Origin of the sequence: Pseudonocardia sp. SID8383 (genome assembly GCF_009864975.1) — a bacterium.
Classification (GTDB): domain Bacteria; phylum Actinomycetota; class Actinomycetes; order Mycobacteriales; family Pseudonocardiaceae; genus Pseudonocardia; species Pseudonocardia alni.
Window position 1 is genome coordinate 1 of sequence record NZ_WWFY01000841.1, and the last position, 9,656, is coordinate 9,656.

The window sequence follows — 9,656 nt, forward strand, 5'->3', positions numbered from 1 at the left end:
GGCACGGGACGGTCCCCGGCGAGGGCGTCGACCGCGGCCGCGAGTGCACCGGCGGTCGGGAACCGGTCGGCGGGGTCCTTCGCCATCCCGCGGGCGACGACGTCGTCCCAGCCGGGGGCGAGGCCGGGCCGGCGCCCGGCCACCCGGGGCGGCGGGGCCATCAGGTGCGCGGTGAGCACGGCGGCCGGGTCCGCCTCCGGGAACGGCGTGCGCCCGGTCAGCATCTCGACGAGCACGCAGGTCAGGGAGTAGACGTCGGCACGTCCGTCGACCGGCGTGCGGCCCGCGAGCCGCTCCGGGGCGAGGTAGGCGAGCGTGCCGACGGTGGCGCCGGTCTCGGTGAGCGCGGTGTCCGGGTCCGGGCCGACCGCGCGGGCGATGCCGAAGTCGGTGAGCGCGGTGAAGTCGTCCCGGTCCTCGACGACGAGCAGGTTCGCGGGCTTCACGTCGCGGTGCACCAGACCCGCGGCGTGCGCGGCGTCCAGGGCGTGCGCGGCCTGGCGGAGGATCCGGGCGGCCCGGTGCGGCTCCAACGGCGCGCGCCGGGCCAGGAGACGGGCCAGGTCCTCGCCGTCGACCAGGCGCATCGAGAGGTAGAGCCGGCCGTCGACCTCACCGAACCCGTGGACCGGCACGACGTGCGGGTCGCGCAGCTCGAACGCCGCGCGGGCCTCCCGCCGGAACCGCTCGACGACGACCGGGTCCCCGGCGAGACGGGCGGGCAGCACCTTCAGCGCGACCTCGCCGCCGTGTCGACGGTCGTGGGCCCGCAGCACGACCCCCATCCCCCCGGCCCCGAGCCGTCCCCGGATCTCGAAGTCCCCCAGCACCGCACCGACGGCCAGGCCCTCGTCCATGACCCCACCCCTCCCGCGTCGTGTGACCGTTCTACCGGCCGGCGGGGTCCCGTCGATCCGCAGCGCTACGCAGATCCGGCCTCGGGCCGCACCGTGACCAGCAGCGCGGGGTGGTCGGTGGTCCCGCCCAGGTCGATCACCCGGGTCCGCGCAGCGGCCGCCGCGGGGATCACGACGACGTGCTGGACCCCGTCGTCGGCGGCCGGTGCCGACCCCGGGGGCAGACAGGACCGCAGGTCGGGGTCGTCGGCCGCCCCCAGGTTGAGGTCGGCCCCCACGACGACCGGTCCGGCGTCGGCGCGGGACCGCAGGCCCGCGACGACGGTGTCGAACAGGTACCCGCACTGGGCACGGGTGACGGCGCGGTCGGTGTAGGCCAGGTGCGAGGTGCAGACCCCGAGCGGGCCACCAGCGGTCGTCGTGTCCAGGCAGAGCCAGGCACGCTCCTCGGGGTCACGCGGGTCCTGCGCCGGGTGGATCCCGGCGCTCGCGACGCTCGACGGGGCACGCGAGACCACGCCGATGCCGTACTCGTCACCGTTCGCGCAGCGGTACGGCGCGCCGGTGTCGCGCTCGCGGGCCGGCTGGAACGACGACGACGTCGACGACCCCGGCGCGGCCCCGGCGAGCGCCTGCTCGATCCGCTCGACGCCCGCGCGGCACACCTCGTTGAGGGTGACCGCGTCCGGCATCTCGGTCCGCACGAGATCGGCCGCGGCCTCGACGGCTCGCCCGGTGTAACAACCGGCGATCCCGCTGTCGCACAGGTTCATCTGGACGACCGTCACCTCCGGGGTGTCCGGCGGGCCGGGCGACGCGGGAGCCGCGGACCCGGGCGCGCAGGCGACCAGGAGCGGGAGCGCACCGGCGACGACCGCCATCCGCAGGCGACGGGACCGCGCGGCGGGGGAACGGTGACCGGGCACACCTCCATGATCCGCCCGAACCGGACGAACCGCATCCGGGCCCACCGTTTCCCGCGCCCGCCACGTGGTACCCGGTCCCACGCCGTGCGCGACACCCCCGCGGTGGCGCAGGACAGCGGTGACGAACGAGCCGAGGAGGCACCCATGGGAGCGGACGACAAGGTCGACAACAAGACCGAGGAGCTCGCCGGCAAGGCCAAGGAGACCGTCGGCAAGGTCACCGACGACAAGGAGCTCGAGGCCCAGGGCCAGGGCGACCAGGCGAAGAGCAACCTGAAGCAGGCCGGGGAGAAGGTCAAGGACGCCTTCACGAAGGACTGACCGGCTCCTGTCGGCGCGACCCCTCGGCCCCGGTCACGACGTGACCGGGGCCGAGAGTGCGAGTCGGCCGATCCGGACACGAGAACGGCCCCGACCATAGGTGCTGGTCGGGGCCGGATCCTGATGTGTGCGCCCGAAGGGATTCGAACCCCTAACCTTCTGATCCGTAGTCAGATGCTCTATCCGTTGAGCTACGGGCGCGTTGCTGTCTCCAGCGTAGCAATCTTCAGTTGTCGGCCGGCGACCGGTGTACCCACCGCCGTGCCGGTGCGGAGGCTCCGGGATTTGAACCCGGGATGGGGGGTTACCCCAAACCGCATTAGCAGTGCGGCGCCATAGACCAGACTAGGCGAAGCCTCCCCGGTGCCTGACGGCCACCAGCGAGCACAACACTACACGGGCATTCCGGCCGTCCGGAACCGGGGTCCCCCTGGCCGGGGACCCCCGGTCCGCCGCAGGTCAGGACCCTGCGAGGGCCACGAACGGGGTCAGCGCGTCGGGATTCTGGAGGGCGCCGGCCGACACCGCCTTCTCCGGCGCGGTGCCCGCGAGGATCTTCTTCACCGGGACCTCGCACTTCTTGCCGTTCAGGGTGCGCGGCACCGCGTCGACGACGACGAACCGGTCCGGCACGTGCCGCGGCGAGAGCTCTTTCCGCAGCAGCGAGCGCAGGGTCGGCTCGACGTCGTCGAGCGCGACGCCGTCGTCGAGGACGAGGAAGCAGAGCAGGGCCCCCTCCTCTCGCTCGCCGAGCGCGGTCGTGTCGATCACCAGCGAGTCCGCGACCCCGCCGACGTTCTCGACGACGGCGTAGAAGTCGGCGGTGCCCATCCGGACCCCACCGCGGTTGAGTGTGGAGTCCGAGCGACCGTAGATGACGTAGGAGCCGCGCGGGGTGCGGCGGACCCAGTCGCCGTGCCGCCAGTTGCCGGGGAAGTCCTCGTAGTAGGACTCGCGCAGGCGGGTGCCGTCCGGGTCGTTCCAGAACATGACCGGCATCGACGGGGTCGGCGTCGTGATGATCAGCTCGCCGACGTCGTCGAGCAGGTCGGTGCCGTCCTCGGCCGACGAGCGGACGTCGGAGCCGAGCGCCGCGCAGGAGAGCTCGCCCAGCCACACCGGCACCGTGGGGGCGCTGGTGAGGAAGGCCGCACAGACGTCGGTGCCGCCGGAGACCGAGCAGATCTGGATGTGCGACCCGGCGGCCTCGCCGATCCAGCGGAACCCGTCGACCGACAGCGGCGCGCCGGTGGAGCCGAGCGCGCGCATCGCGGAGAGGTCGTGGTCGTCGCCGGGGCGCAGGCCGGCCTTCATGCAGGACTGCACGTAGGGGGCGGAGACCCCGAACAGCGACACCCGGTGCCGCGCGGCGAGCGCCCACAGCGCGCCGAGGTCGGGGTGACCGGGGCTGCCGTCGAACATCACGATGGTCGCGCCCACGAGCAGGCCGCCGACCAGGAAGTTCCACATCATCCAGCCGGTGGTGGTGAACCAGAAGAACCGCTCCCCCGGCCCGAGCCCGTGCTGCAGACGCATCGCCTTCAGGTGCTCCACGACGATGCCGCCGTGGCCGTGCACGATGCCCTTGGGCAGGCCGGTGGTGCCCGAGGAGTAGAGCACCCACAGGGGGTGGTCGAACGGGACGGGCGTGAACTCCAGCGGGCCGGGCTCGGCGGTGAACCCGGCCCAGGTCGTCGTGCCGTCGAGGATCGCGTCGGGGTCGAGATAGGGCACGAGGACGGTCGCGCGCAGCGTCGGCAGCTGTCGCTGCAGGTCGGCGACCTTGTCGCGGATGTCGAAGCCCTTGCCGTTGTAGCGGTACCCGTCGACGGCGACGAGCACGGCGGGCTCGATCTGGGCGAAGCGGTCGTGCACGGCGCGGGCGCCGAAGTCCGGCGAGCAGGACGACCAGATCGCGCCGAGGCTCGCCGCGGCCAGGAACGCGACCAGGGTCTCGACGGAGTTCGGGGCGAGCGCGACGACCCGGTCCCCCTGTCCGACGCCGGCCCGGACGAGCCCGGCGCGCGCGCGGGCGACCTGGTCGCGCAGCTCGGCGTGGGTGACGGTGCGCTCCAGGCCGTCCTCGCGGACGAACTCGACGGCGGTGTCGTCGTCGGCGCGGCCCGGGCCGGGGGTCAGGGCGTGCTCGGCGTAGTTGAGGGTCGCGCCCGGGAACCACTGCGCGCCGGGCATGTCACGGGAGCCGAGCGTGGCCGTGGGGCGGTCGTGGAACAGCACCCCGGAGTACTCGGCGACCGCCGACCAGAAGCCCTCCAGGTCGGTCACCGACCAGGTGTGCAGCTGCGCGTAGTCGGTGACGTCGGACAGCGGGGCGCTCCGCTCGTCACGCGCCCAGGTCGCGAACCGGACGATCTCGGTGTCCGCCACCCGGTCCGGGTCCGGGCTCCACAGGAGCTCGGGGGTGTCCGGATCGGTGACGGTCTGCGGCGACGACACGGGCGGCATGCCCCGAGCATCCCCGACGGCCCCGGCCGCGCACCAGTGGCCGGACCCCACTCCGGCCCGCCGCGACAGGGTGCCCGTCACAGGGGGACGGTCAGGCCGGGGCGCCGACGAGCGGCGGCGCGAGCCGGGCGAAGGCCTCCTGCCGCTCGTAGGGGAAGTACGGGTAGGGCGCCGGGCGGTGCGAGGCCGCGTCCAGCCGGGCGACCTGGTCGTCGTCCAGACGCCAGCCGACCGCGCCGAGGTTGTCCTCCAGCTGCGCCAGGTCCCGGGCGCCGACGATCACCGAGCTGACGGTCGGGCGGGTCGTGAGCCAGTTCAGCGCGATCTGCGGCACCGTGCGGCCGGTCTCGGCGGCGATCGCGTCGAGCACGTCGACGACGTCGAACAGCAGGTCGTCGGGGACGGGTGGGCCCGCCTCGGCGGTGGTGTGCAGCCGGCTGCCCGCGGGCAGCGGGGCGCCCCGCCGGACCCGGCCGGTGAGCCGTCCCCAGCCCAGCGGGCTCCAGACCAGAGCGCCGACGCCCTCCTCGTGGCCCAGCGGCATGAGGTCCCACTCGTAGTCGCGGCCGACCAGCGAGTAGTACACCTGGTGCGCGACGGGCCGCGGCCACCCGTGCCGGTCGGCCAGGTCCAGGGTCCGCACCAGCCGTCGCCTGGGGTGGTTGGAGACGCCGGTGTAGCGCACCTTGCCCGACCGGACGAGCACGTCCAGCGTCGCGAGCACCTCCTCGGGCGGGGTGCCCGCGTCGTAGGCGTGCAGCTGGAACAGGTCGATCCGGTCGGTGCCGAGCCGGCGCAGGGCGTCCTCGACGGCGCGGACCAGGTGGAGGCGCCCGGCGCCCGCGTCGTTCGGGCCGGGGCCGGTCGGCAGGCCGGCCTTGGTCGAGATCAGGACCTCGTCGCGGCGCTGCCGCAGCGCCGCCCCGAGGACCTCCTCCGACCCGCCGTCGGAGTAGACGTCGGCGGTGTCGAACAGGGTCACCCCCGCGTCGAGGCACCGGTCCACCATCCGGCGCGCGCCGGCGACGTCGACCGACCCCCATGCGCCGAACAGCTCGCCGCGCCCGGCGAAGGTGCCCGCGCCGAAGCTCAGGACCGGGACCTGCAACCCACTGCGGCCCAACCGTCGGTACTCCATGCCCGTCCTCCTCTAAAGGGACTGTGGTTCCTTTAGAACGTAGCACGCCAAACGGAACTCCGGTTCCGTCACGGGTTAGGGTGGGCGCCGTGGCACCGGAGATGAGCAGGCCGGGCGGCCGGACCGCGCGGGTCCGGTCCGCCGTGCTGGCCGCGGCGGGCGACGCCCTGATCGAGCTCGGACTGCCGGGCCTGGACCTCGCCGAACTCGCGCGCCGGGCGGGTGTCGGCAAGACGACGGTCTACCGCCGCTGGGGCAGCGTGCCCGCGGTGCTGGAGGACCTGGTCACCGACATGATCGAGGCCTCCGCCCCGCGCGCCGACACCGGCTCGCTCGACGGCGACCTGCTCGCCAACGCCGAGCTGGTCCGATCCACACTGGCCGACCCGCGACAGAGGCCGCTGCTCACCGCGCTGGTCTGCGCCGCCGTCGACGACGCCGGGACCGCACGCGCGCTACGCGGCTTCTACGACGCCCGGACCGCCGTCTGGGAGCCGTGCGTCACCGACGCCGTGGCCCGCGGCGAGCTACCGGCGGGCACCGACCCGGCCGGCGTCGTCCGCGCGGTCTCCGCCCCGCTCTACCACCAGCTCCTCACCCGCGGGACGCGTCCGGACACCGCGGACGCCCACCGTGCGGCCGCGGCGACCGCGGCCGCCGCGCGCGCCGGGGTCTTCGTCAGCGCAGGTGCGCGTCGAACCAGTTGAGGACCCGCTGCCAGGCCTCGGCGGCCGAGTCCGGGTCGTCGTCGAAGCGGTAGCCGGTGCTCGGGTAGATCACGACGTCGGTCGCCTTACCGGAGGACGCCGCGGCGTCGCGCAGGCGGGCGACGGCGTCGGTGTCGGAGGCCTCCGAGTAGATGCCCAGCCAGGGGCAGGTGAGCTCGGGCGCGGTCTCGACCAGGGCGGGCAGGCTGGACCACGGCGACGACTCGATCCCGCCACCCGCGACCGTGACCGCCGCGCCGAGGGTGCGGTTCGCCGCGACGTGCAGCGCGACCGTGCCCCCGAGGTCGAACCCCAGCACGCCCATCCGGTCGGCCTCGATACCCACGTCGCCCAGCCAGCCGAACGCGGTGTCGCAGTCGTCCATGACCTGGCGCGGCTCGAGGCTGCCGACGTGCTCGGCGACCTCGGCGTCGGAGCCGTCGGCGAGGTCACCGCCCGCACCGGCGTCGCGGTAGAGGTGCGGGGCGACGGCGAGCCAGCCGTCCGCGGCGAGGCCGGTGACGAGCAGCCTGATCGAGTCGGTGACCCCCCGTGCCTCCTGCAGGACGACGACACCGCCGCGGACCGGGCCGTCGGGTTCGGCCACGGTCAGGCGCAGCTCGCCCCCGTCGGTCAGCGGCACGCCCTCGGTCCGGACAGCGGTCGTCGTCATGACGTCACTCAACCAGAGCACGGGCCCGGGTTCGACCCCCGGCGGATACCGTTGCCGTCATGACGCTGATCCGTCCCGATCTGGACACCCTGCCCGCCTACGTGCCGGGGCGCACCGTCCCCGGGGCGATCAAGCTCGCGAGCAACGAGGTCGCCGCGCCGCCCGCTCCCGCGGTGCTGGAGGCCATCGCCCGCGCCGCCGCAGGTGGCAACCGGTATCCGGACCTCGGCGTCGTCGAGCTGACCGGACGCATCGCGGACCTGTACGCCCTGGACCCCGAGCGGGTCGCGGTCGGCTGCGGCTCGGTGACGCTGTGCCAGCAGCTCGTGCAGATCGGCTGCCTGGGCCCCGGCGACGAGGTGCTGTTCGCCTGGCGCTCGTTCGAGGCGTACCCGATCGTGACCCGGATCGGCGGTGCGGAGATCCGCACCGTGCCGCTGGACGCCGACTTCCGGCACGACCTCGTCGCGATGGCCGCCGCGGTCACCGAGCGGACCCGGGTGGTGTTCGTGTGCAGCCCGAACAACCCGACCGGCCCGGCCGTGCACCGCGACGAGTTCGTCCGTTTCCTGGACGCCGTGCCGTCGGACGTGCTGGTGGTGCTCGACGAGGCCTACGCCGAGTACGTCACCGACCCCGACGCCGTCAGCGGCCGGCCGCTGCTCGACGCCCACCGGAACCTGGTCGTGCTGCGCACCTTCTCCAAGGCCTACCGGCTGGCGGGACTGCGGGTCGGCTACGCCCTGACCTCCGAGGAGATCGCGACCGCGCTGCGCAAGGTGGCGCCACCGTTCGGGGTCAGCTCGGTCGCCCAGGCGGGTGCCGTCGCCGCACTGGAGCACCGGGAGGAGATCCTCGCCGACTGCGCCGCCGTCGTCGCGGAGCGGGACCGGGTGGCCGCCGGGCTGCGCGGGTCCGGGTTCACCGTGCCGGAGACCCAGGCGAACTTCGTGTGGCTGCCGCTCGGGGACCGGACCGCGGCGTTCGCGACGCACTGCGGCGAGCGGAAGGTGATCGTGCGTCCGTTCGCCACCGACGGGGTACGGGTCACCGTGTCCACGCCGGAGGAGAACGACCTGCTGCTCGACGTCGCGTCGTCCTTCGGATCCTGAGAATCCCGACTCAGCCGTCCAGCTGGTAGCCCAGCCCCCGGATGGTCCTGATCCGCTCGGGACCGATCTTGCGCCGCAGGTAGGACACGTAGACCTGCACCAGGTTGGCCGACACCGGTTCGGTCCAGGCGCGGCGGCCCAGGTCGTCGAGCGCGACCGGCTCGCCCGCCTGCTCGGCCAGCGCGAGCAGCAGCGCGTACTCGGTCGGGGACAGCGCGACCCGGCGGCCGTCGACGGACACCTGGCCGGCGTCGACGTCGACGGACAGGCCGCCGTGCCCGAGCACCGTCGGCGCGGGCAGCCCCGCGGCGGCACGCAGCCGGAGCCGGATCCGGGACGCGAGCTCGTCCGGGACGAACGGCCGGATGAGGAAGTCGTCGCGGTCGCCGCGCAGCATGCCGATCACCCCGGCCCGCCGTTCGCGCGGCACGACGATGATCACCGGGGTCGGCGGGGACTCGGACTGCACGGCTCCGAGCAGCACCGACGGCTCCGGGCCCGGCAGCTCCATGTCGAGCACGAGCAGGTCGGCGCCGCGGGAGCGCAGGGTGTCCAGCAGCTCGATGCCGTCGGCGACGACGACGAGGTCCACGCCCTCGGCGGCGAGGTCCTGGCGCAGCCCGCGGCCGAGCGAGGCGGTGCCCGCCGACGGCGGCAGCGCCAGCAGCACCCTGAGCGCGCGCATCTCGGCACGGGGAGCGGGGATCGGGAGGGACGGCGAGACGGGGGGAGCGTGATCGTTCACAGATCCTGCGGAGGTCGGGGAGCGGGGAGCTCGTGAGGTCGTGCGGGGAGCACCGGGGAGGCACGGCCACTGTTCCTCGACCGGCAGCCCGTCACAATCGGCTAACGGTGCGACGTACCGTGACCGCTTAGCCTGAACGGGTGATCCTGAGAGCCACGTTGCTCTATTCGGCCCAGCGATACTGCCGAAATGGCGGGATCTTGCTCTTCGGCGCTCTCCGTCGACCTGTCGGCGCGGAGACGCAACCACCCTTCTCAGCGAGGGTGTTCACACTCGGTCACCCTACCTAGAGTCCCTCCTCATGCGACGGAAGAGTTCCGCTGCGGCTGATCAGGTCGACCCCCGCGACCTGATCGCGCGACTCGCCGCCGAGCACAGCTCCCCCTCTGTGCCGTCTCCCCGGGGCAGGCATGCCGTGTCCTCCGCCCCAGCGGACGACACGGCCCGATCGGCCGTGCCCGCGGCCACCCTGCTCCAGGACCGGGTGAGCGCCTCCGGGCGGCACCGCGTCCTCGACGCCGGGTACGACGACACCGACCCCGACATCCCCGACGACACCGGTGCCGCCGTCACGGCGGACTCCCCCACCGGTGCCACGACGGCGGACGCCGGGCGGATCACCTGGGCCGACACGGCCGACCCCGACCCGTGGGCGCCGGGCGGCCGCGCGACCGGCAGCGGCTCCCGCGCCGTCACCGGCACCGGGGCGCA

Annotated in this window: 10 protein-coding genes and 2 tRNA genes; 4 read left to right on the plus strand and 8 right to left on the minus strand. The window is 74.1% G+C overall.

Going from position 1 to position 9,656, the window contains the following annotated elements; genetic code table 11:
- The coding region (locus tag GTW08_RS20180) for a serine/threonine-protein kinase (RefSeq protein WP_161152381.1) at nucleotides 1-857 on the minus strand (857 nt) is incomplete at its 3' end.
- 65 nt (nucleotides 858-922) lie between these two features.
- Nucleotides 923-1,783 (minus strand): endonuclease/exonuclease/phosphatase family protein, encoded by an 861-nt coding sequence (locus GTW08_RS20185; protein WP_139282805.1) that lies wholly within the window; start codon nucleotides 1,781-1,783, stop codon nucleotides 923-925.
- Between the two features lie 144 nt (nucleotides 1,784-1,927).
- Here GTW08_RS20185 and GTW08_RS20190 point away from each other — a divergent pair, with 144 nt between their 5' ends.
- Nucleotides 1,928-2,104 carry a CsbD family protein gene (locus tag GTW08_RS20190; protein WP_062404020.1) on the plus strand — a complete coding sequence of 59 codons (177 nt, stop codon included), beginning with the start codon at nucleotides 1,928-1,930 and terminating at the stop codon, nucleotides 2,102-2,104.
- A gap of 128 nt (nucleotides 2,105-2,232) precedes the next feature.
- Here the strand turns inward: GTW08_RS20190 and GTW08_RS20195 are convergent.
- The 4 genes from GTW08_RS20195 to GTW08_RS20210 all read right to left on the minus strand — a co-directional run bounded on the left by GTW08_RS20195 (nucleotide 2,233) and on the right by GTW08_RS20210 (nucleotide 5,708).
- Nucleotides 2,233-2,305: transfer RNA gene (locus GTW08_RS20195), tRNA-Arg, on the minus strand.
- A 69-nt stretch (nucleotides 2,306-2,374) separates the two neighbouring features.
- A tRNA-Ser gene (locus GTW08_RS20200) sits at nucleotides 2,375-2,464 on the minus strand.
- A gap of 99 nt (nucleotides 2,465-2,563) precedes the next feature.
- A complete protein-coding gene (locus tag GTW08_RS20205) occupies nucleotides 2,564-4,570 on the minus strand; it encodes an acetoacetate--CoA ligase (RefSeq protein ID WP_073575622.1) in 2,007 nt (668 codons plus the stop codon).
- 91 nt (nucleotides 4,571-4,661) lie between these two features.
- A complete protein-coding gene (locus GTW08_RS20210) occupies nucleotides 4,662-5,708 on the minus strand; it encodes an aldo/keto reductase (protein WP_073575621.1) in 1,047 nt (348 codons plus the stop codon).
- 89 nt (nucleotides 5,709-5,797) lie between these two features.
- Between GTW08_RS20210 and GTW08_RS20215 the strand changes: the two genes are divergently transcribed.
- Nucleotides 5,798-6,415 (plus strand): TetR/AcrR family transcriptional regulator C-terminal ligand-binding domain-containing protein, encoded by a 618-nt coding sequence (locus tag GTW08_RS20215; RefSeq protein ID WP_073575902.1) that lies wholly within the window; start codon nucleotides 5,798-5,800, stop codon nucleotides 6,413-6,415.
- Here GTW08_RS20215 and GTW08_RS20220 read toward each other — a convergent pair.
- Nucleotides 6,387-7,088: a dienelactone hydrolase family protein gene (locus GTW08_RS20220; protein WP_073575620.1), complete on the minus strand. Its 702-nt coding sequence runs from the start codon at nucleotides 7,086-7,088 to the stop codon at nucleotides 6,387-6,389. The genes GTW08_RS20215 and GTW08_RS20220 overlap by 29 nt on opposite strands.
- Before the next feature lie 59 nt (nucleotides 7,089-7,147).
- On the opposite strand from GTW08_RS20220, the gene hisC reads away from it, so the two are divergent.
- Nucleotides 7,148-8,200: a histidinol-phosphate transaminase gene (hisC, locus tag GTW08_RS20225; RefSeq protein WP_073575619.1), complete on the plus strand. Its 1,053-nt coding sequence runs from the start codon at nucleotides 7,148-7,150 to the stop codon at nucleotides 8,198-8,200.
- Between the two features lie 10 nt (nucleotides 8,201-8,210).
- Here hisC and GTW08_RS20230 read toward each other — a convergent pair whose 3' ends face one another.
- On the minus strand, nucleotides 8,211-8,885 hold the full coding sequence (locus GTW08_RS20230) for a response regulator transcription factor (protein WP_202417453.1): 675 nt from the start codon (nucleotides 8,883-8,885) through the stop codon (nucleotides 8,211-8,213).
- A 514-nt stretch (nucleotides 8,886-9,399) separates the two neighbouring features.
- Here GTW08_RS20230 and GTW08_RS20235 point away from each other — a divergent pair.
- On the plus strand, nucleotides 9,400-9,656 hold a 257-nt coding region (locus GTW08_RS20235), incomplete at its 3' end, for a hypothetical protein (RefSeq protein WP_202417454.1).

What these genes read in the sequence shown, in the direction of transcription:
- GTW08_RS20220 (WP_073575620.1), bottom strand. Translation starts at nt 7,088, where the DNA reads ATGACGACGACCGCTGTCCGGACCGAGGGCGTGCCGCTGACCGACGGG.
- hisC (WP_073575619.1), top strand. Translation starts at nt 7,148, where the DNA reads ATGACGCTGATCCGTCCCGATCTGGACACCCTGCCCGCCTACGTGCCG.
- GTW08_RS20205 (WP_073575622.1), bottom strand. Translation starts at nt 4,570, where the DNA reads ATGCCGCCCGTGTCGTCGCCGCAGACCGTCACCGATCCGGACACCCCC.
- GTW08_RS20210 (WP_073575621.1), bottom strand. Translation starts at nt 5,708, where the DNA reads ATGGAGTACCGACGGTTGGGCCGCAGTGGGTTGCAGGTCCCGGTCCTG.
- GTW08_RS20230 (WP_202417453.1), bottom strand. Translation starts at nt 8,885, where the DNA reads ATGCGCGCGCTCAGGGTGCTGCTGGCGCTGCCGCCGTCGGCGGGCACC.
- GTW08_RS20190 (WP_062404020.1), top strand. Translation starts at nt 1,928, where the DNA reads ATGGGAGCGGACGACAAGGTCGACAACAAGACCGAGGAGCTCGCCGGC.